We start from the raw sequence: 22,905 nt of genomic DNA, 5'->3' as shown, positions 1-22,905 counted from the left end.
CAATTATCGTAAACTATACACTTTACTTTAGTGTCAAAGTTATAATAATGATAATAAATATCATGATGTATATAACAATGAAAAAGAGTCATATTAAAATGAAGTCGATCATTCTTATAATTTTGATTGCAAATATTTTGTCAGCTTGTGCATTAGCACCAAAGCTAAAACAGCCCAATGATAGGAACCGTGTGCCTATTAATAAAACAATCCCTGCCGAAATCAAGCGAGGAGACAGATGAAAACAAAACAAGCAAAACCAGTGAAAGCCGAACAACTTAGCAGTTATTATGAAGAAAGCCGTGGCTTAGAACGTGATCTTATCAATGAATTTATAAGGTCGCGCAGAACGGCATGGCGTGTAGCGAGTACTGTTGGTCTTTTTGGCTTATTCGGTATGATATGTGGAGTTGTTGGATTTTCTCAACCAGCTCCAACTCCCCTAGTATTGCGCGTTGATAATACGACGGGTGCAGTTGATGTTATATCAATCATGCGTGAACACGAAGAAAGCTATGGTGAAGTTGTAGATAGATATTGGCTAAACCAATATGTGCTTAACCGGGAAACTTACGACTACGATACCATTCAACTGAACTATGACACAACAGCACTTTTAAGTGCGGCATCTGTTCAACAAGAATATTATAAAATCTATGATGGAGAAAATGCACGGGACAAAGTGCTTTCCAATAAAGCACGTATCACAGTTAAAGTACGATCAATCCAGCTTAATGGACTCGGTCAAGCAACTGTACGTTTTACGACTCAGCAACTTGACAGCAGCGGTGCTGCTACCGGACCAAAACAGCACCAGATTGCAACAATTGGTTACACCTATGTCGGTGCACCCATGAAATCATCTGATCGATTGCTTAACCCCCTTGGTTTTCAAATAACAAGTTACCGTTCTGACCCAGAAATACTGTTAAATGATTAAGGAATTGATTGTTATGAAAAAACTTGCGTTCGTTGTTCTATTGTCTTCGTTTTCTTCTCTTTATACGGTACCTGTGCAGGCGCTAAAAAGTCCATCAAATTCACAATATGATCACCGCATTCGCTATATAACATATAACGAAGCCGATGTGGTTCAAATTGAAACAGTTCTTGGTGTAGCAACACATATTATTCTTGAAGAAGGTGAACAGTATATCACTCATGCCTTTGGCGATTCAGAAGCCTATGCCTTTGCTCATAAAGGGCGGCATATTTTTATTAAACCAAAAGCAGAACTTGCCAATACCAATCTCATCGTTGTAACTGACAAACGGAGTTACAAATTCCGACTACAATTTCGAAATGACCGTGCGGGATCAACATATGAATTAGCTTTCCATTATCCCGATTCAAATGATGAAAAGTCAGAAGAAAATAGCCGACGCCTTGCGATTGAACGTGGTTTTCACCAAAGTGTCAAAGGCTATAATCTCAGTTATACCATGAGCGGTCACCAAGACATTGCTCCGATAAATGCTTGGGACAATGGGCGTATTACTTACTTCAAATTTCCCGCTAACATGGATATGCCATCGATTTATGTCGTAGATGCTGAAGGCAATGAAAGCTTAATACCACGCACCGTTATCGGCAGTTCTAATGATATTATCGCCGTCCATAAAGTCAATCCTAAATGGCTCATACGGCTTGGTAAACGCGCTCTAGCTGTTTTTAATGAAGCCTATGACCCCAATGGCGTACCAAACACAACAGGGACAGTATCTTCGGTGGTTTATCGTATCAATAAAGGAGGAAAATGATGTTTGACAATAAGGAAGGAGAGGGAAAAGGTACAAAACTGGACAACGTCGAGCAAAAACATATTGAAGGTACTTATGGAGGGTCGGAACTAGGTTCTGAACGTCGTCCGACAATTCCAGGTACCCGTGCATTGTTAGTGGTAGGACTTATTGTTATAGTAACGATACCGATTGCCTTGACTTGGAAAGCTTTTAAAATGCGTAATACCGTGGAAGTTGAGGAAGAAAAACCACAACAAATAGTACAGCAAATTATACCAAACTATGTCCCTCGGATTATAGAAGAGCCAAAGATTGTAGAAGAAGCAGAAAAATCAACACAAATAGAAGATTCAAACTTGGATATTCCACCGGCCTTGAGTAAGCTTCTTCAAACAGCCATTCCTCCACATATGCTCCAAGATTCTGAAGAATTAGCACGCAAACGTATGCTCAGTTCTAGCCTTAACAGCGGTGGTAGCGAAGGATCTACAGATACAAATAATAAAGCATCGAATAATGATAGAGGTAGTGGCGTATTATTTGATAACCTTCAGCCTGTGCGTTTAGGTCAATCACATGCGGTGCAACTTCGTAACCGTGACTTTTTGATTACGCAAGGAACGCAAATAGATTGCACGTTAGAAACAAAGATCATTACATCACAACCCGGAATGACGACGTGTCATTTAACACGCGATATTTATTCCACAAGTGGTCGTGTTGTTTTGCTTGACCGTGGTTCTAAAGTCGTTGGTTTTTACCAAAGTGGCATACAACAAGGACAAACGCGCGTGTTTGTGCAATGGTTACGCATCGAAACGCCTTCTGGTGTTGTTGTCAATCTTGACTCACCTGGCACAGGTCCTTTGGGTGAAGCGGGTATTGGTGGCTGGGTTGACAGACACTTTTGGGAGAGATTTGGTAGTGCAATTATGGTAAGCATTATCGGTGATTTAGGAGAATGGGTAAAAGGAAAAGTTAGTAAAATCAGCAAAGAAAATAAAGAGAACTCACAAAATAACGGTGCTCAGAATGCTGAATCTATAGCAATCGATGTTCTTCAAAATTCCATCAATATCACACCAACACTTTACAAAAACCAAGGCGAACGAGTAAATATTTTTGTTGCTCGTGATCTGGATTTCAGCGATGTCTACAGTCTTGTCACACGTTAACCCGATACAGAAAGATCAAGCAGTTTTTCAGCTTCTACAACCGCTTGATTGTTTCTTAGAAGATCCCTCGATCACTGAATTATCGATTTGCCGCCCCTGCGAAGTATGGACGAAAAGCTTTAAGGGTTGGCAAGTACATAACGTACCAGAGTTAACAACCACTTTTTTGCAAACGCTCATTACAGCTATTATCGTCTATAACGGTATGGCTCCCAAAAGTATTAATTATGTGCTATTGCCTGGTGGACAACGTGGTACAATTATACAAACACCAGCTGTCGTTGATGGTGCTCTTTCTTTTGTAATTCGTAAACATTCTCTTATAGTTAAGACGTTAGAAGAACTCAAAGAAGAAGGTGCATTTGATGATTTCTCCGACGTAAGTTTTAACAAACCTTCGGAAAAAGAAGCAAATAACTTGTTATCGAAGCAGGACTTCACACGGTTGGAGCCATTTGAAGTTCAACTTTTGCAACATAAACGTGATGGGAAAATTCTTGAATTTTTACAAGAATGTGTCTTTCACAAACGCAACATTATTATTGCAGGCAAGACAGGATCTGGTAAAACAACATTTGCTCGCTCTTTAATTGAAAAGGTCCCTGTAGAGGAGCGTATCATCACAATTGAAGATGTTCATGAGCTTTTTCTACCCAATCATCCCAATCATGTACATATGATTTATGGTAACAATGTAGGCCGTGTTTCAGCTGAAGAATGCCTAGATGCGTGTATGCGTCAGTCGCCCGACCGAATTTTTCTCGCTGAATTGCGAGGTAATGAAGCATGGGAATATCTCAATTCACTCAACACTGGTCATCCCGGATCGATTACAACAACGCATGCCAACAGCGCTTTGCAGACATTTGAACGATGTGCCACTTTGATTAAAAGATCAGAAATTGGCCGGCAACTCGAGTTAGAAATGATAAAAATCGTTCTCTATACAACAGTTGACGTAGTGTTGTTCTTTAAAGATAGAAAACTCTCTGAAGTCTTTTACGACCCGATTTTTGCCAAATCAAAAATCGCTTAAGGGGAACTTCCTCTCTCGGTAATATGATACAAACAAAAAATAGCCGTAACAATTAGTTACGGCTATTTTTTAACTTTTCCTATTCTCTTTACTTCTCCAATGCATTTTCTACACTCTTCATGAATAAAAGAAGAAAAAAGTTAATAGACAACAACTTTACGAGAAAACCAAATTATACATAAGGCTCTCTCTATTTTCTTACCTTTGATCATTGTTTCCATTTATCTTTTGATAAAAGTATGTTTGATGCAAAAAAAAATAGCTATAAAATAAATATTTCAACAAAAGAAAAGAATAAATTTTGAATCGCCTATCAATGAAAGCTTTGTAAAATAGATACTTTCGATCATCACAAACAATTATCGTCATCAAGACCAAAACTTATCGTTTAAAAATTCTAAGTGCTATTTTCAAGTGATTAATAAATGTGTTTTTTAACCAAACAATCTCCAGATACGGAAAACCTCATACGAAATAAACTATCATTTCGATTTAGCATCTATAAACCACTTTCTATTTGGTAATAAAAAGTATAGTGGCATATCAACGTCTTCTTCGGACGAAAACTTAACCTCCGGCTGTTCGTAAACAACCAAATTTCTCTTAAGCAAGCTTTGCTAACCATATTACGTGGCTTATATCCCCATCCTAAAGACGATATCCATAGATTACACAAGGTAAGCTCTACTCTGAATATTCCTGCTCTCTTCTCTGCACCTCAAAAAACGAAAATTCCTAAAAGCACAGATTTAAAATCCCTCTTCTTAAGATACATCACATTGATTTATAAAGAGTATTCATTATTCTGCATGTTGAATAAAAGATCTTAGTAGCATAGGATTCTCTCATTACATGTCTCTTACACATTCCAAATAAATAAAACCGTGTAGAATGAAACTGTATAAAAAAGCACTAAAAATGCCTCTTATAAACCGTCCCAAATGCCAAAAACTGTCGCAACATTGGGAGTTGGCAAAGTGTATAATGGCGCCCAGCTTGCTCTTTTATGAAGTGTAAAGATAGAAATGCTCTACAAATTTTATATTGTTCATCGGGACTTTACCCTTATACCCTCCACAAGCCCTGTCGCGAAATGAGCTTGGGAACTTTAAAGAGAGGGTTCTTTAAAACAAGCGCGTAAATTGACAAGCCAAATGTATTTGCTTTGGGGCGTTCTGTTTTGCATAAGGGTTGTGATCTTTTTAAAGAACGAGAGAAACAAAAGCGTGAAGCAATGCGTAATCTCTATTATTTAAAAGGCATTACTCTAGACGCTTTTGAAAGTCATAAAACTGAACTAAAAATGACGACCAAAATGCAAACTGGTTTGCACCTTTACAGCTTCATACTCCCAAAAAATTAGGAGGCTGTATACCGGTTTCGGAGATTACGCCAACAGAGATGATAAGTAATACTCTTAGCTCCCATCTGATAGATAAAAGCTGCAACAGCAAAAGCTCTTTTAGAGAAACAACGTCATAAAATCACTAATAAACCGACAATAAATTGGAGAAATGTTCTAGATTTTTATCAAACACTCTGCAAAGCAACAATAATAATACAACTGACTTTGCGTCTGCTTATTCTTACAGGTGCTCGTACCCATCTCTTGCATCAATTCGTGAAGATCAGATTGAAGGGGATATATGGACAATTCTTGGCTCGAGAATATGAAAGGTCTGCGTGATACTACAGAAGATTTTCGCGTGCCCTTATAATCAGAAGCATTAAAAACTTTAAAACAAGCACGCTTGTTTTTTCGCAATGATTTCTTTTTTCTGCAACCGGTTGTGATTTTTATTAATGTGAATTTCCTATCACAATATATAAGAGAGATTAGGTTAAAAACCTGTCCACGTAGATTTTGCTCTAGTTTACGTAATTGGCTAACAGACTCCACCTACCACCTCAAAGGACGAAGCTTCTTAACACGCAACTAACCTGCAAATAATACGCCTTCTCGCCTAGCAGCTTTCACCTTCTAACCACTTTAATTACCACATCTTAAATACGATAGTGTTTTACGGCACAACAGAATAAATACCAAAACAATGACTGATTATACCGTTAATACTTGGAAACCTCTCTTTCATGTTAAGAAATATCTTTTATGCTGAAAAATAAAATAAAAAACACTTTTACTGCTTAAGCAACTTTCTTAAGCATACATACAAGAAAAAATTGAAACACCCTAATATAATAAATTAAGGCCTAAACCTAGAAATCTCTATTTTTTATAGATAAAAACATATAAAATCAAAACCTACGAAACTCATCAAAATACAACATGTTTTCTTTGATGATTGAATTCATTCAACTCAAACGAACCTATAAACATCGCTTATTCGACATTCGCAACACCTGTTCTTAGAATTCTTACTACCGTTTTCTAAATTTTAAAAAAACTATAAATTTGCTATTTTTTCAAACATCTTATCTGCTCTTTAATGAATTTAAATCTATGACGTTACAATATTTTTAAATTACTTCCCCATTAACTGTATGAGCTATCCCTACAATAAATAGGGATTTTACGTTCTCCATTTTTTGAGAACTATAAATTTTGTTTTTTAATACGATTAACAATCCAATCTTTAAAATAAAAAATATGACCTTTAAATATATAAATGATGTTATCAAAAATTCCTAATTCCTGAATATTCGCAATGTTTTCAATATTATAATAAATGTAGTGTAAAATGACAAACTGTCATAATGATCACTCCTTTGTATTTCATTTGAATAATTACATGCGTAATAATATTTGTATCAGCATTAAAGTTCAAATTCTGATACGAATTTAATAAAAAATAAAAACACATTGCATATTGATTTTATTGTTTTTACATAGAACACTATTTAAATATAATTTACCCGAACAACTAATGCCTTTTTAAAGGCCATAATAACTATGGTAACCGCCTCATAAAAGCCAATAAATTTTTAGAGATTAAACCTCAAGAGACGCAAAAAACAGGCACAATTTTCTGTTTTTCTTTTTACTGTTCGTTAATCAGTCAATTTTCAAAGTAATATTCAACTATGCGTTCCCTGCTCAGCCATTGCAAAGATTGCTTAATTTTTAGGAATCACTTTGCTTTTAGAATGATTATAGCTACTGCACCCTCATAAGCAGCCGATCTTCTTTTAAAAATTTAATTGCTAAAAGGAGATATAATTTTCTACCTTGCGCTTTATTTTCATCAATCAGTAAATTTTCAAAGGCGGCGTTCAACCATGAGTTTTTTAATTTCAGCAATCGCTTTCGCTGGATTTAATCCCTTTGGACAAGTTTGCGCACAATTCATAATCGTATGGCAACGATAAAGGCGGAAAGGATCTTCTAAATTATCAAGACGTTCACCACACATCTCATCACGTGAATCCGCAATCCAGCGATAAGCTTGAAGCAAAACAGCGGGGCCCAAATAACGATCACCGTTCCACCAATAACTTGGACATGAAGTCTGACAACACGCACACAAAATACACTCATAAAGGCCATCGATTTTTTGTCGATCAGAGTAACTTTGTAACCATTCTTTTGCAGGTTCAGAAGAAACTGTTTGCAACCAAGGCTCAATGACTCGGTGTTGCGCATAAAAGCGCTTCAAGTCAGGAACCAAATCTTTAACAACCGGCATGGAAGGCAAAGGATAGACTTTAATGGGGTGTTTTACATCATCCATCCCTTTGGTACAAGCTAATGTATTGGTTCCATCAATATTCATCGCACATGAACCACAGATACCTTCACGGCAAGATCGACGAAGTGTCAAAGTTGGATCAATATGGTTTTTAATAAACAAAAGTCCATCAAGAATCATTGGACCACAAGCAGAACGATCTACATAATAAGTATCCAGACGAGGATTATTCTCATCATCAGGCGACCAACGGTAAACATGAAATTCTGTCAGCTTTGTCGCACCTTCAGGTTTAGGCCAAACCTTCCCCGGTTTGACTTGAGAGTTTTTGGGAAGCTTAATTTGTACCATAATTCGTGTCTCCCCTTAATAAACCCGTTTTTTAGGTGCAATGCGCTTTAAATCGATCCCACCATCAGCTTCAGATGTTAACGGCTCCACATGAACGGGTCGATATGATAATGTCACCTTACCCTCTTTTGACAAATGTGAAAGCGTATGTTTACGCCAATTTTTATCATCACGCTCTGGATAATCTTCACGAGCATGAGCGCCACGGCTTTCTAAACGGGCTTCCGCAGAATGAACAGTCATGATTGCATTCGCCATGAGATTTTCAAGCTCTAATGTTTCAACCAAATCAGAATTCCATATCAGAGAACGATCTGTGACTTTGAGGTCAGATAATTCCCCCCAGATTTTATTCATCCGTTGACATCCTTGTTGCAAAGAATCTTCTGTACGAAATACAGCCGCATCTTCTTGCATCGTACGTTGCATTTTTTCACGCAATAGAGCTGTTGGTATCGCCCCTTGCGCAAAACGTAAACGATCAAAACGCGCTATAATTTCATCAACAGCTTCTTCATTGATGGGTGGAATTTCTGCATTCCGATCAATAACTTCACCAGCACGAATGGCAGCAGCACGACCAAACACCACAAGATCAATTAATGAATTTGACCCCAAGCGATTAGCCCCATGAACAGAAGCACATCCTGCTTCTCCTACCGCCATAAGCCCTGGTTGAATACGATCAGGCGAATCAGCCGTTGGATTGAGAACTTCCCCATAGTAATTGGTAGGAATCCCACCCATATTATAATGAACCGTTGGCAAGATGGGGATAGGCTCTTTTGTTACATCCACACCTGCAAAAATCCGTGCTGATTCCGAAATTCCCGGTAAACGTTCGTGCAAGATTGCAGGATCAATATGATTGAGAACCAAATGAATATGGTCCTTCTTAGGTCCAACGCCACGTCCTTCACGAATTTCAAGTGTGATACAACGCGAAACCAAATCACGTGAAGCCAAATCCTTAAAGGAAGGTGCATAGCGCTCCATAAAGCGTTCACCTTCAGAATTGATTAAATAGCCTCCTTCACCACGAGCTCCTTCTGTAATTAAGCAGCCAGAACCGTAAATCCCTGTAGGATGGAATTGCACAAATTCCATATCCTGAAGTGGCAATCCAGCACGTGCGACCATTCCACCACCATCACCCGTACAGGTATGCGCTGATGTCGCGGAAAAATAAGCCCGTCCATAACCACCGGTTGCAAGAACAACCATTTTGGCAGAAAAACGATGTATTGTACCATCATCGAGATTCCATGCCACAACCCCCGTACAAACCCCATCCGTCATGATAAGATCGAGTGCAAAATATTCAATAAAAAATTGCGCATTATGCTTTAAGCTTTGTCCATAAAGCGTATGCAAAATGGCATGGCCTGTACGGTCAGCTGCTGCACAAGTACGTTGAACAGGTGGACCTTCACCAAATTGTGTCGTATGTCCACCAAAAGGACGTTGATAAATTTTGCCTTCTTGCGTCCGCGAAAAAGGAACACCATAATGTTCTAATTCGTAGACAGCAGCAGGAGCATTACGCACCAAATACTCCATTGCATCGGTATCACCCAACCAATCAGAACCTTTCACGGTATCATATAAATGCCACTGCCAATTGTCAGGTCCCATATTTGAAAGCGATGCAGCAATCCCCCCTTGTGCTGCAACCGTGTGTGAGCGAGTTGGAAAAACCTTCGTAATACAAGCTGTTTTTAATCCTTGTTCCGCCATGCCAAGTGTTGCACGTAATCCTGCACCACCTGCCCCAACAACAACAACATCAAATTTATGATCTACAGTGCGATAAGGGGCGTTACCTGCTTTAGCACCCAGAGATGATCCTGTACCCGCCATACTTGTTTAACCCCCTAATGCAATTTTCAAAAGAGAAAAAATAATGACACCACCTATGAGAAAACAAAATGAAATATTTAAAGTCAAAAAGAATATCCGGAAACCTTCACGTGGAATATAATCTTCAATCACCACCTGCATACCAAGCTTCATATGATAAAGGACTGAAAAAGTCATTAATCCCATCAAAATAGCCACAACAGGATGTGCAAGCCGTGCACGCACAATACTATAATCCTTACCTACAAGCGAAAGAATAAGAACAATAAAAAATATCAAAAGCGGCAGATTGATAAGCCCAGTCAAACGCTGTAGCCAAAAATGCTCTGTTCCTTCATGAGCACTCCCACGCCCCCGTACTTTTCCAAGTTCCGTTCGAAAGTCTTTTTTCATATCTCTTTTCACCCCCAGCTAAACAACGCTATATCCAATAATCCAAATTACAACAGTAACAATAAGAGAGATAAACACTGTCGCCCAAGCAGTAACTGTTGCCTTTTCTTTTGCCAAAAGGCAAGGCATCATATCCCAAACAATGTGGCGAATACCACCAACCATGTGATGAACCCCTGCCAAAGTATAAAGAAACAAGATAAACAATCCAAACCAAGAACTATAAATCTCGTGAACCGTTCTGAATGTCTCCTCCCCACACGCAATAGCAATTAACCAAACAGCAAGAAAGACCATTCCAACATAAAGTGCCATACCCGTAACGCGATGCGCAATGGACATAGCCATAGTAATCGTCCAACGATAAATACTTATATGAGGGGAACGAGGGCGCTCTTTTATCCTAGTTATTTCTGTCATAAAATATCCTGACCTGGTTTTTACTGCAACCGCAATGAACGAGAAAGTCCGCATAAAACGACTAAATATATTATCTCGTTTTTACTTGTTTGGCATCTCAAGATACCAATATTACAGGTCGGTTGTCTCAAATAACGGATTAAAGGTCACGCATAAAAAAACCGATTACTCCACGGATATAATCCGCAAAACTCGCTTTAAACTAATACAATTTTATCTTCACGTCAAAGGTCTAACATCTTTTCTCAAATATAAATAGGCATTTTTTCAGATTAAACTTATCTTTTTGATTATCCACAATATATGCAATGATATCTAAATTCACCCGTTGTTAAGAATAAAAAGAGGAAAAAATTGATAGGTTAAACATTTTTATGTCCCCTTCAAGCCTTTTAAAAAGACAAAACGAATCACTAAAGACACAAAAAAGCGGCATAAAAGCCGCTTTTGCATAAAGTTTAGCCGATATAATCTTTACTCAGCAACTTGCTTGTCAACATCTGTGCTTATAGCTGCTGCTTCTACTTTCTCAACAATCCTTTCAGCTTTTTTTCGATAATCTCTCTTTTCAGCGATACGCGCAGCTTTACCTCTCAAACTACGAAGATAATAGAGTTTTGCACGGCGCACTTTACCACGGCGCACCAGCTCAACACCTTCAATCAACGGAGAATAAACAGGAAACACCCGCTCCACCCCTTCACCATAAGAAATTTTGCGTACTGTAAAGGTCTCATTCAACCCACCGCCTGAACGCGCAATACAAACACCTTCGTAAGCCTGAACACGCGTCCGCGTACCTTCCGTCACACGCACCATGACACGGACTGTATCTCCTGGCTGAAAGGCTGGAAATTGGCGTTTTTCTTCAATTTTTGCACATTGTTCAGCTTCAAGTTGTGCGATAATATTCATTTCTTCTATCCTTCATGTTCTTTATCGAACAGTCAGAGCGCTCAACTCTTACCCAAAAAGCCTTTATTAAGAATAAGGAGCTCTTTAGGCTATGCCTTACACAGGAGCGAATACACCATTCCTTCATTTTAATTTTGGAACTACAGAAAACCTTTTATAAAAAACTCTCTAAAAAGAGAGCCATGCAATACACCACCTTATCATATGAATCAAGTTTTCTGATGACTTTTATCATAACGCGCATAAAGATCAGGGCGACGTTGACGTGTTAACAATTCGGCTTGACTTTGACGCCAATCTGCAATCGCTTTGTGATGACCTGAGAGCAACACAGGCGGGATACCCCGCCCTTCGAAAATAGAAGGGCGTGTATATTGCGGATGTTCCAGCAAGCCATTTTCAAAACTTTCACTCTTTACAGAAGCTGCATTCCCCATCACTCCAGGCAGAAGACGTATAATAGCATCTAAGATAACCAATGCGGCTGTTTCACCCCCTGAAAGAATATAATCACCAATAGAGACTTCTTCTAATTCTCGTGCTTCTATCACTCGCTCATCAACCCCTTCAAAACGTCCGCAAACTAACGTTACACCCGTATCACGAGCCAAGCTATGCGCATAAGCTTGGTCAAAAGGGCGCCCACGTGGACTCATCAACAATCTTGGTGAATCCTGTGGACAAAAATCAAGAGCAGCCGCCAATACATCCGCCCGCATTACCATACCAGCCCCCCCACCAGCAGGTGTATCATCAACGCTATGGTGTTTGTCCAAAGCAAAATCCCTAATCTGTACCGTCTCCAGTGACCAAATTCCGCGCTCTAAAGCTTGCCCTGCTAAAGAATACCCTAAAAAACCAGGAAACATTTCAGGATAAAGGGTTAAAACGCGCGCCTGAAACTTCATTTTATTTCTCATCCTTATTTTCTTAAACAGACTCTTAATAGCACAGACAAACCATTTAACGCTATAGCGTTAATATGAATCTCCTTGATCTGCGCCATATTCAATACGATCCTTCTAAATACTTGCACTAACAAAGACTCTAAAAATTCAGGATTATCTCAAGATAAAGTGCTTACAACATCTGCTCAAAAGTGCATTTTTAATATTTCCACACTTTCCACCCTTTATTGACGAAATTCATCGGTTATTTTTTATCTTCATCTTTATTTAGATTCCAGCTATTTCCTTTTTATCATTGTCTCCCCTATCACTTAAACCAGCTGCCATGGGATCAACAACAAGAAAACCAGAATCCATACAAATTTCTGGTACCGCTGCCTTACTAAAGGGAATAAGAACTCTTTTACCCGTATTCAAACGCATTTCAAGCAAATCACCAGCCCCGAAATTAAAGAAACCACACACTTCACCTACGACTTTTCCCCCACAATCTTGAACACGCAAGCCTATTAAGTCAACTTGATAAAACTCATCCTCCCTCAAATCATCAATTAATTGATCACGCATCACATAAAGGCGAATACCTTTTAAAGACTCAGCAATAACACGATTTTCTACCCCTTTAAAACGTACAATCGCCTTATTTTTTTGTATGCGAAGAGTTACAATTTCATAAGAATGCCCCATATCATCATAAAGAGTACTGTAGGACTTGAAGCGCTGTGGCTCAGCACTTAGAATTTTAACAAAAACATCTCCTTTTATACCATGAGGCATACCAATAATAGCAAGATAGACTTTATTTTTAAGCTTTTCTTTATTATACTTCATGCAAAAATACTATCTCTCAAAAATGAGCCCTTCAATCTTATAGTTTTCTATTCAATCTTGTTGCCATATGAGACAATCTTCTAAAAGACCTTTTTTGGTAACAAAAACAAATTAATAAAGGAGAACGTCCTATGGCAAATATTATGCTATTTTACAAAGATATCACACCAATCAACAAAATTTCCCATAAAAATCTAAAATTTGCTCCTCCAAGTGATATGTCTTTTGCCAAGGATACTCACTGGGTTCCTTTAGCAAGTACTGAATATTTTCAAGCAGCCCTAGACTATCCTATTTTATTTATGTGCGCCGAAGATGAACAAAAAAAACGGCACTACACATCCGCAGCTCTCGTCGGTCTTTCTAATGACGAAAATGACTATATAGCTTCTGATAAAAGTTGGAAAACCAATACTTATGTCCCTGCTTTTGTCCGTCGCTATCCTTTTGTTCTAGCACAAATTAGCAATGAAAAAGAACTTTCTGTTTGCTTTGATCAACAGTCAGGTATGTTTAATGAAGTTGCAGGAACAGAACTTTTTAATTCCGACGGCTCTATTTCTCCTTTTATGGAAGAACGTATTCGTTTTCTTGAAAGTTTTAAAATCGCTATGGAGAAAACCTCTGAGTTTATTGATGCTCTTGTGGAAATGGATCTTCTAAGCCAAAAATCCATCAATGTGAAAAACGATAAAGGACTCTCAGCGCAATTGGAACATTTTTGGGTTGTTGATGAAGAAAAATTGAATAAATTATCAGCAAGCCAACTTGCCAAACTTCATAAAAATGGCTTTTTAGGATTAATTTTTGCGCATTTGATGTCAACGCACAATCTCTTAAAAATACTCTCTCTCAAAGGTGAAAAGCAACTTATCAATCGTGAAGAGCAACTCCAAAACAAGAATGGTCATTCTAACGATGAAAAATCTAAAAAGAAAGAAACTCTCAACTAGATAATGCCTATCAAAAACGACAAGAGAAAAGATGAAAATATTCCTCTCATTCCAGCTGACCATGCGATTTTAAACGCAAGGAAAAATTGGTTAGAGTGTCTCGTCCAAACACGTCGTATGTCGGCACAAACAGTGCAAGCCTATGAACGTGATACGCGGCAATTTTTGTCTTTTCTCTGTCAACACTTAAGCCATACACCAACCCTTAGAGATCTTGCTCATTTACGCATCAGTGACTTGCGTGCTTATCTTGCTTATCGGCGTACAAACAATGTAAGTGCTCGCTCTTTAAGCCGCGGAGTGGCAGGCATACGTTCTTTTTTCAAGTACCTATCACGTGAAGGAATCGTCAATGTTCCTGCGGCTCAACTTATCCGAAGCCCCAAACATCCAAAATCGCTCCCAAAACCTTTAGCGATCAAATCAGCACTTCACATAGTCAAACAAGAAAACCAGCTAGAAAATGAACCTTGGATTAGCGCTCGTAATGCCGCTGTCCTCATGCTTCTCTATGGCTGTGGGATGCGAATATCAGAAGCCTTAAGCCTCACACCAGAACAATTTTCTGATCCTGAAAAAACAAGTTTATTTATAACAGGAAAAGGCGGAAAAACACGCCTTGTTCCTCTCATCAAGATTGTTTACGAAGCTGTACAAAATTATCTCAAATGTTGCCCATATCCTTTAGTGGATAACCAACCCATATTTCGCGGGGCACGAGGCGGTCCCCTACAACCCGCCATTATTCAGAAAACTGTACGCAACTTACGAGCAAGCCTTGGTTTACCAGAAACTGCAACGCCTCACACACTGCGCCATTCTTTTGCCACCCATCTTTTATCACGGGGGGGAGATTTGCGCACGATTCAAGAACTTCTTGGGCACGCTAGTCTTTCCACCACACAAATCTATACCCATGTCGACACAGATCATTTGTTAAAAATTTATCAAAAGGCCCATCCCCGTTCCTAAAAAACGTCTCATTAAAAAAATTAAAGAGTTTCAACCTCAAGTGCCAAAGCATGGACACAAGTAGCTAACTCTTCTTGTAAAACTTTATAAATCGCGCGATGTATTTCTACGCGTGTCATATTAGAAAAAGAAGAAGATAGAATTTTCACTCGAAAATGTGTTTCTCCTTTACCATCAAAAGCATGTTCATTATGAGGATGCCCCTCATGAAGATAACTTTCGTTAATCACTTCAAGCTTTTGCGGATGAAAAGCATCCTGAAGCTTTCTCTTGATTATTGTTTCTATAAACATTTTTCATTCCTCAAACAAAATGAACGTGCAAAAACACACATTTTTCATAATAAAATAAGTGTGAAAACAAATTTTTCAAAAGTCAATTCTTGTAAAATTAATCAATTTTGCATAAACCAAGAGTATGACAATAACATCTAAATTATTCGATTCAATTCGCATAAGCTCAAATAAAAAACAAAAAGCTGAGCCAGAAGCGCAGCAGTGTCAGTGGGAAGGTTGTGAAAAAACAGGGTCCCATAAAGCACCAGCAGGTCGAAATCACGAAGGACAATATCTATATTTTTGTATTGAACACGTACGCGCCTATAATAAAAATTTTAATTATTTCTCTGGTCTTAGCAATAAAGATATCGCAAAATTTCAAAAGGATGCTCTCACAGGGCATCGTCCGACATGGCCTACAGATCTGAGCAATGGTACATCGAAAAAAACAGCCGCTAATTATGCAAAGATTCGCTCTGGAACAGCTGCCTATCAAAATCGCATACGCGATCCCTTCACGCTTTTTACTGAGCGGCATTCAAATTTCTCACGAAAATTAAAGCCCTTAGAAGCAAAAGCTTTTGATACACTGGGACTACAGTCAAACGCTTCAGCAGAAGACATCAAAATGAAATATAAAGAGTTGGTAAAAAAGCACCATCCTGATTCCAATGGTGGTAATCGTGCTTCGGAAGAGCGCTTTCGTGATGTTTTACATGCTTATAATTTGCTAAAAAAGTCTGGTTTGTGCTAAAAACATGTACTTGTATGAGCCCATTTTCATTTAGACCATCATTATTTGCGCAAGATATTATTTTTTTACAAAACATTATAGAATACGTAAAAATCTTCCTTCACATCTAAGGCTCTCATTATAGAGCATTGCATAAATGCTCTAACTCTTGTATCGTTTTCTAATGAATAAATAGCGTCCCTCCCTTCCAAAAACACAATGACAAATTTTACCGTTGAAAATTTACCCGATATTACACTTTGTGCTCGCGATCTATTTCATATTGAAACAGATATGGAAATCCCTGCTTTTAGCACAAAAAGTTCCCATGTTCCTGATATCGATCCTGATTATCTTTTTGATCAGCAAACAACTTTAGCGATTCTCGCAGGTTTTACCTTTAACCGTCGTGTAATGGTTTCTGGTTATCACGGTACAGGGAAATCAACGCATATTGAACAAGTTGCTGCACGTCTCAACTGGCCTTGTCTTCGCATTAATCTCGATAGTCATGTAAGTCGTATTGATCTTGTAGGAAAAGACGCTATCATTTTAAAAGATGGCTTACAAATAACTGAATTTAAAGAAGGCATTTTGCCATGGGCTTATCAAAATAATATTGCTCTTGTTTTCGACGAATATGACGCTGGGCGTCCCGATGTTATGTTTGTCATCCAACGCGTTCTTGAAACCTCTGGAAAACTAAGCTTACTTGATCAAAGCCGTGTCATCTCTCCACATCCAGCCTTTCGTCTTTTTGCAACAGCAAACACCATTGGTCTTGGTGATACAACCGGTCTCTATCATGGTACCCAACAGATCAATCAAGCTCAAATGGACCGCTGGTCTATTGTTACGATACTCAATTATTTACCCCATGATAAAGAGGTTAATATCATTTGTTCAAAGGTCAAGTCTTTTCAAACGGCTGAGGGGAAAAAGACAATTTCACAAATGGTTCATGTTGCTGATATGGTACGCCGATCTTTTATCAATGGAGATCTTTCAACTGTCATGAGTCCACGTACCGTCATTACTTGGGCAGAAAATACAACAATTTTTCAAGATGTCGGCTTTGCCTTCCGATTAACCTTTCTCAATAAATGTGATGAACTCGAACGTGCCACTGTTGCAGAATTTTATCAACGCGCCTTTGGACAAGAACTTCCCGAATCACTCGTTCATGGTGTTTCGCCTTAAGGAATCTGTCACTCATGGCTACCGACATTGGCGACAACAAAAATCTGGCAAAGGACTCTTCCAACAACACTCTTAATGCTGAAGCTTTTAAAAAAGCACTTTCCACCTGTATGCGTGCAATTGCAGGCACAAACAACCTTGAAGTTTCCTTTAGTCATAACCGACCATCTTTAAGCGAAAGTTGTGCGCGTTTACCAGAATTACCTCAATACGCAACGAATAAAGACATCACCATTACCCGCGGATTAGGTGATTCCATGGCTCTACGCAAAGCATGGCATGATAACCATATTCACATGCAATTTGCTCCACTAGAATCAGAAGCACGTGCTGTCTTTGATGCCCTCGAACAAACACGTGTTGAAGCAATTGGCACTTTAGCCATGGAGGGACTTGCAAAAAATCTTGATATCATGCTCGCCGATAAATACAAAAGAGCCCATTATCATAAAATTAGCAACCAAAGTGAAGCCCCCATCCAAGAAGCGATTGCACTTTTATTGCGTGAAAAAATAACAAAGCGCACAGCTCCAAAAGAAGCAGGTCCTGTCTTAGAATTGTGGCGTCAAGAACTCGAACAAAAAGCAGCAGCAGAACTCAATGAACTCCCACATCATATTTACAACCAACAAGCTTTTGCACAGATTGTTCGCCAAATGCTTGCTACACTCAAAATGACAGTGCAACAAGCTAAAGCTTCTAACAGTGAAAACAATAAAAAATTAAAAAACGAATGTGAACCTCAAGACCAAGCAGAAGAAGAGAGTAAAAACAAAAAACACGCTCAAAGTGAAGAACAAACCAGCACTGAACAAGAAAGTGATGTGCAAGACGACGGAAAAACACAAGCGACACAATCAAACAACAATGATCAAGCTGACGGCGAGCAAAAAAATGGACCTTGGCAAGAAAAGCCAAGCAGACCCAAACGCCTTTTTTCCGATTCGGAACAAATGGAAAGACTTGGTGATTATAAAATCTTCACTCGTCAATTTGATGAAATTTTGGAAGCAACAGATTTTTGTTCTGAAAACGAGTTGGATCACTTACGCCGTTATCTTGATAAGCAAATCAATCATCTTCAAAACATCGTTGGCCGTTTAGCAAACCGTCTCCAGCGCCGCTTGATGGCGCAACAAAATCGCAACTGGAGCTTTGACCTTGAAGAAGGATATCTTGATACAGCACGGCTTCCACGTTTAATTATTGATCCCATGCAACCCCTTTCTTTTAAAATGGAAAGCAACACCCAATTTCAGGACACGGTTGTTTCACTCCTCATTGATAATTCGGGCTCAATGCGCGGACGCCCCATTAGCGTCGCCGCAAGTTGTGCTGATATTTTGGCACAAACTCTTGAACGTTGTGGTGTCAAAGTTGAAATTTTAGGTTTTACCACTAAAACTTGGAAAGGAGGAAAATCGCGCGAACAATGGCTTACCCAAAACAAACTCCGTAATCCTGGACGCCTCAATGATTTATGCCATATCATCTATAAAAGTGCTGATACCCCATGGCGTCGCGCACGACGCAATTTAGGTTTAATGATGCAAGAAGGATTATTAAAAGAAAACATCGACGGAGAAGCTTTAATTTGGGCTCATCAACGCCTTTTATCACGGCGAGAACAACGTCGCATCCTCATGGTCATTTCTGATGGTGCTCCTGTTGACGATTCGACACTATCGGTCAACGCCAGCAATTATTTAGAAAAACACTTACGCGCAGTGATTCAAGAAATCCAAACACATTCCCCCATTGAACTCATTGCCATTGGAATTGGTCATGACGTCACACGTTATTATCAGCGTGCTGTAACAATTATGAATGCTGAAGAACTCGCTGACGCCATAACAAAACAATTAGAAATACTTTTTAGTGATAAAATGCCTCATATTCATAAGAAATAAATCTACCTTGAAACAGCCAACAGTTACATCTTAAAAAATTATCTCTATCATTAAACCATCGGAATTTGATGACTAACAACCTGAGAAGATAATCCCACAAATTGAATATCGAACTTTAAAGAAGCTTCTACTTTACTGGATGCATTATAAATTCTAAAAGAAATGCTCCAACCATCTTCAAAAATTATAATGAGTTTGTTTTTACTTTCTGGTTTTAGTGCAACTGATAAAATTTTGCTTGGAATTTTTCATTTACGACCATATCCCAGAGTGCCATTCAAATTAAAAGACTGAATAATAACCCATTTTTGTTTAGATCTTGTAACTATCATAATCTTATAAAAATCATAAGAACCTATAACATACTGAAACAATAGCTTCACAAATTTATCTTGATAATCTAAACAAAGCCTTTGAAGTTCTTTAGAAAAAGCTTCTAGGATTGGAAGATAAACTCTGCTGTCTTTATCCTCTATATCTCTAAAGAACATTTTCTTGTCTCTGAGCTCTGCTAAATAATCAAAAATAGGTCTAACTTCATTGAAATAAAGGCTGCTACAAGAATAACCTGTCCATTCTTTACCAAAATCTATTTTACCGGAAAGGCGAGGATGTTTGATAGCGCTATGATTATGTTTTGCAGAAATACCAATAGGATTTTCAGGAACTTTTAAAATAATATCACGGACATCTCCTTTGATCCCAACAGAATCTTCCTGAAGAACAATAGTTTTCGTGTTTCTAATATTTTTATCATGTAACTGTAAGAAAACAGCTGCTTCAATAGAAGCAAGATTTAAAAGCCTTTTTTCAGTATCATTAAATAAATTATAAAAAGACTCCGCTATTTGAAAGGACGAATTAAACTCTATAGAAGCTTTTGTTGCTTTTTTAAACCCCATGGCCAAAGCATATTCAAAGGCTTTTCCATTTTCTACCTGATTCATACAATTTCCTAAAGATCCTTACTCAAAATTACGAGTTCATTTGATTTTTTATTGTTTCCCATACCGTAAGTCCATTCAGGATTAAGTATTGTATGTCCTTTATAAAGTTCTCTAACTTCCACACAATCATTATAAGATAAAACCCATCTGTGATGCTTTCTCAAAAGTTCAGCAAGAAATTGATGATCAAAAGAATTATGTTTATCGCCTTTTTGACCATAAAGTTTTTGATTAATAAGATACGGAGGATCACAATAAAGAAAATCGTTAAAGTGTTTAGGAATACTTTCTGTAAAATCTCTGTGTCCCACTGTGAAATTTTCAATCTTAAAATCTTTAAGCCGTTCAATAGAACGATAATTGAATCGAGGGTGTCCTGGAGACATACCGCCAGAAAGTGTTGTTCCGGAAAAAGAAGAGCGATTAAGAACAAAAAAAACGGCAGCAATCTCTAATTGATTTTTAATATTCCCAAAAGTTTTTTGGAGATTATAAAACATTACGGGAGTCATATCTTCATATTCTCTCACTTTTTCTGCAAGAGCTGAAGCATCTTTCAAAAGCATCTGCCAAAAAATAACAAGCGGCTTAAAAGCATCATAAGCATAAACCTTTGTTCCTCTTTTTGCTAAGGTTGATTCAATTGACCCCCCTCCTACAAAAGGAGAACATAAAGCTTTTTTTTCCTTATATAGTTATTAATAATCATAGGAACAGGACGACTTTATCCCTCCCGGATAACGAAGAGATGATTTTACAATAGGCAACTCCCTAGTCTCTCTCTGTTTTTTCGAGGAAGTTAATAAAAAATTATCCAATAAAGCCTTTGTATGATCTCTTTGATTTATCATTTTGTTCATGTTATCAGCTCCAAGTATCGCATTTTCTAACCTACAATTATCTAAAATAAATACTCGAAGCGTTTGCCAAATTCTACAGAGATCGCATTTTAACAAATTGTAAATTCATTAACATATCTGCACAAACATTTGTTACTAAAATAATGATAAATACCAGTATAGCCAAATTTTAAAACTGTCAAAAAGGACCTGATACCATTGGTAATTTATTTTTCTATTTATATACTACCCAAATGTATATCGAAATGTTTTTCCTTTATAAGAACCAAGTTTCTTATAGCTCAAATAATCATAAGTAAAAAATCACAATTCTTAACAAGACATTTTTTTGCCTTTACTTTATAAGAACTTTATTATCTGTTTTTAATACTGATAAGATGCTCTTATCTCATACTGAATCAGTCAAAACTATCTCCTTACACATCATAAGCATAGATGATGTATGGATAAATACAACTTGAGAAAAGAAGCAAAATCCCTTTTTTGAATCCACTCAAATTCTGTTCTTAGAAGACATAACGCACAACCTTCTCTGCTTTAGCAAAACAAAAGGACAAAGATCATTATTTGTTACAAACAAAAGAAGAATCATCCTTTGAATGACTTTGATAAAGAGGAAGCTTTACAATATTAAGAATTGTTCCATAGGGAATCAACATAAACAGGCTCATAACAATTTTTACCGAAAAATCACCAAAAGCAAGCGAGAGCCAAACTGGCATGCCTATCCCTCCCAAAACAGTACTCTCCACCAGTGAACTATCAGCATAGCCTGTTATCTTATCAAGAACAGCAAAAGAGCTAGAAAAAGCAAGAGCAAAAAACAGCACTGTATCCAAAGCCGAACCAACCAACGCTGCTGCTAAAGGTGCTTTCCACCATGTTTTACGTCGCAAAGGAGTAAAAACAACAATATCAAGGAGTTGCCCAAATAAAAATGCAAAACTAGAAGCAAGTGCAAGCCGTGGTGTCGCCAATATCCAAGAAACAAAGATACCCGCAAAAAAACCAGCATAAACCACACGCCGCGCAGCAGATGGACCATAAAAACGATTGGTCAAATCATTGATCAGAAAAGCAAATGGATAGGTAAAAGCCCCATAAGTCAACAGCTCATTCAAATCAAACCAGTAGACAGGGTATTGAACAAAAATATTAGAAGCAGTGACAGCAAGGCACATTGCTAAAATAGAAAAAACAATATACCTCTTTTTTTGCTGTTCTCGTAAAGGACTGCTTGAGAGCATTTTTTAAACCTATGATACGGAACCAATAAAATAAAACGATCAACCTGAAAAAACTTAACTTTTAGAACAGAAAACCGGAACAAAAGCGTCAATAAACCAAAAAGAATGGCGCTAACGATTACGCTGCTTGTTCAGCCTTTTGCTCACCTTCTTGCTCAGCTTTTTTCTTAATGATTTGTCGTTTTAGCAAACGCGCACGTTGCGACAACTCTTTATCGTCTGCTTTGACCAAAAAACCATCAAGTCCACCACGATGCTCAACAGAACGCAACGCACTTGCTGAAATGCGCAAGCGATAACTTTGCTGCAACACTTCTGAAATCAATGTCACATTGCAAAGATTTGGTAAAAAACGACGCCGAGTCTTATTATTCGCATGGCTAACATTATTACCATACAGAACCGTCTTCCCTGTCAATTCACATGCACGAGACATAAACTTCACCCTTAAACTCTAAGAAACTTTCAAATCCCCATACCCAAAGGACACAATGAACGCAAAACACGCACAATGCAACCTTGAACGG

General features: G+C 38.1%; 20 protein-coding genes and 2 pseudogenes. 10 read left to right on the top strand and 12 right to left on the bottom strand.

Going from position 1 to position 22,905, the window contains the following annotated elements:
- The first annotated feature begins 98 nt into the window (after window positions 1–98).
- From ACFIKO_RS06955 to virB11, 5 genes are read left to right on the top strand one after another with little or no spacing between them, the layout of a single operon-like run.
- Complete coding sequence (locus tag ACFIKO_RS06955) at window positions 99–242, top strand: TrwH protein (RefSeq protein WP_375619110.1); 144 nt, start codon at window positions 99–101, stop codon at window positions 240–242.
- Window positions 239–940 (top strand): virB8 family protein, encoded by a 702-nt coding sequence (locus ACFIKO_RS06950; RefSeq protein WP_375619111.1) that lies wholly within the window; start codon window positions 239–241, stop codon window positions 938–940. The genes ACFIKO_RS06955 and ACFIKO_RS06950 overlap by 4 nt, the downstream gene beginning before the upstream one ends.
- Before the next feature lie 13 nt (window positions 941–953).
- Window positions 954–1,760, top strand: coding sequence for a P-type conjugative transfer protein VirB9 (virB9, locus tag ACFIKO_RS06945; RefSeq protein ID WP_375619112.1), 807 nt, complete (start codon window positions 954–956; stop codon window positions 1,758–1,760).
- Window positions 1,760–2,917 (top strand): type IV secretion system protein VirB10, encoded by a 1,158-nt coding sequence (gene virB10, locus ACFIKO_RS06940; RefSeq protein WP_375619295.1) that lies wholly within the window; start codon window positions 1,760–1,762, stop codon window positions 2,915–2,917. Before virB9 ends, virB10 begins: the two co-directional genes overlap by 1 nt.
- On the top strand, window positions 2,892–3,953 hold the full coding sequence (gene virB11 / locus ACFIKO_RS06935; protein ID WP_375619113.1) for a P-type DNA transfer ATPase VirB11: 1,062 nt from the start codon (window positions 2,892–2,894) through the stop codon (window positions 3,951–3,953). The genes virB10 and virB11 overlap by 26 nt, the downstream gene beginning before the upstream one ends.
- Window positions 3,954–7,171: 3,218 nt before the next feature.
- Here virB11 and ACFIKO_RS06930 read toward each other — a convergent pair.
- The 7 genes from ACFIKO_RS06930 to rimM all read right to left on the bottom strand — a co-directional run bounded on the left by ACFIKO_RS06930 (window position 7,172) and on the right by rimM (window position 13,278).
- The gene (locus tag ACFIKO_RS06930) at window positions 7,172–7,951 is read right to left on the bottom strand and encodes a succinate dehydrogenase iron-sulfur subunit (RefSeq protein ID WP_375619114.1); all 780 of its coding nucleotides are present in this window, start codon (window positions 7,949–7,951) and stop codon (window positions 7,172–7,174) included.
- Window positions 7,952–7,966: 15 nt separating this feature from the next.
- Window positions 7,967–9,811 carry a succinate dehydrogenase flavoprotein subunit gene (gene sdhA, locus ACFIKO_RS06925; RefSeq protein WP_375619115.1) on the bottom strand — a complete coding sequence of 615 codons (1,845 nt, stop codon included), beginning with the start codon at window positions 9,809–9,811 and terminating at the stop codon, window positions 7,967–7,969.
- Between the two features lie 6 nt (window positions 9,812–9,817).
- A complete protein-coding gene (gene sdhD / locus ACFIKO_RS06920) occupies window positions 9,818–10,204 on the bottom strand; it encodes a succinate dehydrogenase, hydrophobic membrane anchor protein (protein WP_375619116.1) in 387 nt (128 codons plus the stop codon).
- 18 nt (window positions 10,205–10,222) lie between these two features.
- Window positions 10,223–10,624: a succinate dehydrogenase, cytochrome b556 subunit gene (gene sdhC, locus ACFIKO_RS06915; protein WP_375619117.1), complete on the bottom strand. Its 402-nt coding sequence runs from the start codon at window positions 10,622–10,624 to the stop codon at window positions 10,223–10,225.
- A 474-nt stretch (window positions 10,625–11,098) separates the two neighbouring features.
- Entirely contained in the window at window positions 11,099–11,539 is a 441-nt protein-coding gene (gene rplS, locus ACFIKO_RS06910) for a 50S ribosomal protein L19 (RefSeq protein WP_375619118.1), read from the bottom strand.
- Between the two features lie 209 nt (window positions 11,540–11,748).
- Entirely contained in the window at window positions 11,749–12,447 is a 699-nt protein-coding gene (trmD, locus tag ACFIKO_RS06905; RefSeq protein ID WP_375673579.1) for a tRNA (guanosine(37)-N1)-methyltransferase TrmD, read from the bottom strand.
- A 267-nt stretch (window positions 12,448–12,714) separates the two neighbouring features.
- Window positions 12,715–13,278, bottom strand: a complete 564-nt coding sequence (gene rimM / locus ACFIKO_RS06900) for a ribosome maturation factor RimM (RefSeq protein WP_375673578.1) — start codon at window positions 13,276–13,278, stop codon at window positions 12,715–12,717.
- Between the two features lie 131 nt (window positions 13,279–13,409).
- Between rimM and ACFIKO_RS06895 the strand changes: the two genes are divergently transcribed.
- Both ACFIKO_RS06895 and ACFIKO_RS06890 read left to right on the top strand, forming a co-directional pair.
- Window positions 13,410–14,231: a SapC family protein gene (locus ACFIKO_RS06895; protein ID WP_375619120.1), complete on the top strand. Its 822-nt coding sequence runs from the start codon at window positions 13,410–13,412 to the stop codon at window positions 14,229–14,231.
- A gap of 3 nt (window positions 14,232–14,234) precedes the next feature.
- Window positions 14,235–15,203 carry a tyrosine recombinase XerC gene (locus ACFIKO_RS06890; protein ID WP_375619121.1) on the top strand — a complete coding sequence of 323 codons (969 nt, stop codon included), beginning with the start codon at window positions 14,235–14,237 and terminating at the stop codon, window positions 15,201–15,203.
- Window positions 15,204–15,223: 20 nt separating this feature from the next.
- On the opposite strand, the gene ACFIKO_RS06885 is transcribed toward ACFIKO_RS06890, so the two are convergent.
- A complete protein-coding gene (locus ACFIKO_RS06885) occupies window positions 15,224–15,496 on the bottom strand; it encodes a BolA family protein (protein WP_375619122.1) in 273 nt (90 codons plus the stop codon).
- A 124-nt stretch (window positions 15,497–15,620) separates the two neighbouring features.
- Between ACFIKO_RS06885 and ACFIKO_RS06880 the strand changes: the two genes are divergently transcribed.
- The 3 genes from ACFIKO_RS06880 (at window position 15,621) to cobT (ending at window position 19,324) form a co-directional block, all read left to right on the top strand.
- A complete protein-coding gene (locus ACFIKO_RS06880) occupies window positions 15,621–16,235 on the top strand; it encodes a J domain-containing protein (protein ID WP_375619123.1) in 615 nt (204 codons plus the stop codon).
- 198 nt (window positions 16,236–16,433) lie between these two features.
- Entirely contained in the window at window positions 16,434–17,414 is a 981-nt protein-coding gene (cobS, locus tag ACFIKO_RS06875; protein WP_375673577.1) for a cobaltochelatase subunit CobS, read from the top strand.
- Window positions 17,415–17,428: 14 nt separating this feature from the next.
- Window positions 17,429–19,324: a cobaltochelatase subunit CobT gene (cobT, locus tag ACFIKO_RS06870; RefSeq protein ID WP_375673576.1), complete on the top strand. Its 1,896-nt coding sequence runs from the start codon at window positions 17,429–17,431 to the stop codon at window positions 19,322–19,324.
- A gap of 50 nt (window positions 19,325–19,374) precedes the next feature.
- Here the strand turns inward: cobT and ACFIKO_RS06865 are convergent.
- The 4 genes and pseudogenes from ACFIKO_RS06865 to rpmB form a co-directional block, all read right to left on the bottom strand.
- Window positions 19,375–20,271, bottom strand: a pseudogene (locus ACFIKO_RS06865) (HaeIII family restriction endonuclease).
- Window positions 20,272–20,279: 8 nt separating this feature from the next.
- Window positions 20,280–20,942: pseudogene (locus tag ACFIKO_RS06860) on the bottom strand (DNA adenine methylase); the annotation flags it as partial.
- Window positions 20,943–21,694: 752 nt separating this feature from the next.
- The gene (locus ACFIKO_RS06855) at window positions 21,695–22,378 is read right to left on the bottom strand and encodes a VUT family protein (RefSeq protein ID WP_375619128.1); all 684 of its coding nucleotides are present in this window, start codon (window positions 22,376–22,378) and stop codon (window positions 21,695–21,697) included.
- A 118-nt stretch (window positions 22,379–22,496) separates the two neighbouring features.
- The gene (gene rpmB / locus ACFIKO_RS06850) at window positions 22,497–22,814 is read right to left on the bottom strand and encodes a 50S ribosomal protein L28 (RefSeq protein WP_273787609.1); all 318 of its coding nucleotides are present in this window, start codon (window positions 22,812–22,814) and stop codon (window positions 22,497–22,499) included.
- Window positions 22,815–22,905 lie beyond the last annotated feature (91 nt).

Source organism: Bartonella sp. TS82HLJMH (assembly GCF_042193495.1).
Taxonomy (GTDB): Bacteria; Pseudomonadota; Alphaproteobacteria; order Rhizobiales; family Rhizobiaceae; genus Bartonella; species Bartonella grahamii.
This window is presented reverse-complemented; position numbering and strand designations above follow the sequence as displayed.

Excerpts from the sequence above, each read along its gene's own strand:
- ACFIKO_RS06890 (WP_375619121.1), top strand. The coding sequence starts at position 14,235 with ATGCCTATCAAAAACGACAAGAGAAAAGATGAAAATATTCCTCTCATT.
- virB10 (WP_375619295.1), top strand. The coding sequence starts at position 1,760 with ATGTTTGACAATAAGGAAGGAGAGGGAAAAGGTACAAAACTGGACAAC.
- cobS (WP_375673577.1), top strand. The coding sequence starts at position 16,434 with ATGACAAATTTTACCGTTGAAAATTTACCCGATATTACACTTTGTGCT.
- sdhD (WP_375619116.1), bottom strand. The coding sequence starts at position 10,204 with ATGAAAAAAGACTTTCGAACGGAACTTGGAAAAGTACGGGGGCGTGGG.
- ACFIKO_RS06950 (WP_375619111.1), top strand. The coding sequence starts at position 239 with ATGAAAACAAAACAAGCAAAACCAGTGAAAGCCGAACAACTTAGCAGT.
- virB11 (WP_375619113.1), top strand. The coding sequence starts at position 2,892 with ATGTCTACAGTCTTGTCACACGTTAACCCGATACAGAAAGATCAAGCA.
- rplS (WP_375619118.1), bottom strand. The coding sequence starts at position 11,539 with ATGAATATTATCGCACAACTTGAAGCTGAACAATGTGCAAAAATTGAA.
- rimM (WP_375673578.1), bottom strand. The coding sequence starts at position 13,278 with ATGAAGTATAATAAAGAAAAGCTTAAAAATAAAGTCTATCTTGCTATT.
- ACFIKO_RS06930 (WP_375619114.1), bottom strand. The coding sequence starts at position 7,951 with ATGGTACAAATTAAGCTTCCCAAAAACTCTCAAGTCAAACCGGGGAAG.
- cobT (WP_375673576.1), top strand. The coding sequence starts at position 17,429 with ATGGCTACCGACATTGGCGACAACAAAAATCTGGCAAAGGACTCTTCC.
- ACFIKO_RS06895 (WP_375619120.1), top strand. The coding sequence starts at position 13,410 with ATGGCAAATATTATGCTATTTTACAAAGATATCACACCAATCAACAAA.
- ACFIKO_RS06885 (WP_375619122.1), bottom strand. The coding sequence starts at position 15,496 with ATGTTTATAGAAACAATAATCAAGAGAAAGCTTCAGGATGCTTTTCAT.
- virB9 (WP_375619112.1), top strand. The coding sequence starts at position 954 with ATGAAAAAACTTGCGTTCGTTGTTCTATTGTCTTCGTTTTCTTCTCTT.
- rpmB (WP_273787609.1), bottom strand. The coding sequence starts at position 22,814 with ATGTCTCGTGCATGTGAATTGACAGGGAAGACGGTTCTGTATGGTAAT.
- sdhC (WP_375619117.1), bottom strand. The coding sequence starts at position 10,624 with ATGACAGAAATAACTAGGATAAAAGAGCGCCCTCGTTCCCCTCATATA.
- trmD (WP_375673579.1), bottom strand. The coding sequence starts at position 12,447 with ATGAAGTTTCAGGCGCGCGTTTTAACCCTTTATCCTGAAATGTTTCCT.
- ACFIKO_RS06855 (WP_375619128.1), bottom strand. The coding sequence starts at position 22,378 with ATGCTCTCAAGCAGTCCTTTACGAGAACAGCAAAAAAAGAGGTATATT.
- sdhA (WP_375619115.1), bottom strand. The coding sequence starts at position 9,811 with ATGGCGGGTACAGGATCATCTCTGGGTGCTAAAGCAGGTAACGCCCCT.
- ACFIKO_RS06955 (WP_375619110.1), top strand. The coding sequence starts at position 99 with ATGAAGTCGATCATTCTTATAATTTTGATTGCAAATATTTTGTCAGCT.
- ACFIKO_RS06880 (WP_375619123.1), top strand. The coding sequence starts at position 15,621 with ATGACAATAACATCTAAATTATTCGATTCAATTCGCATAAGCTCAAAT.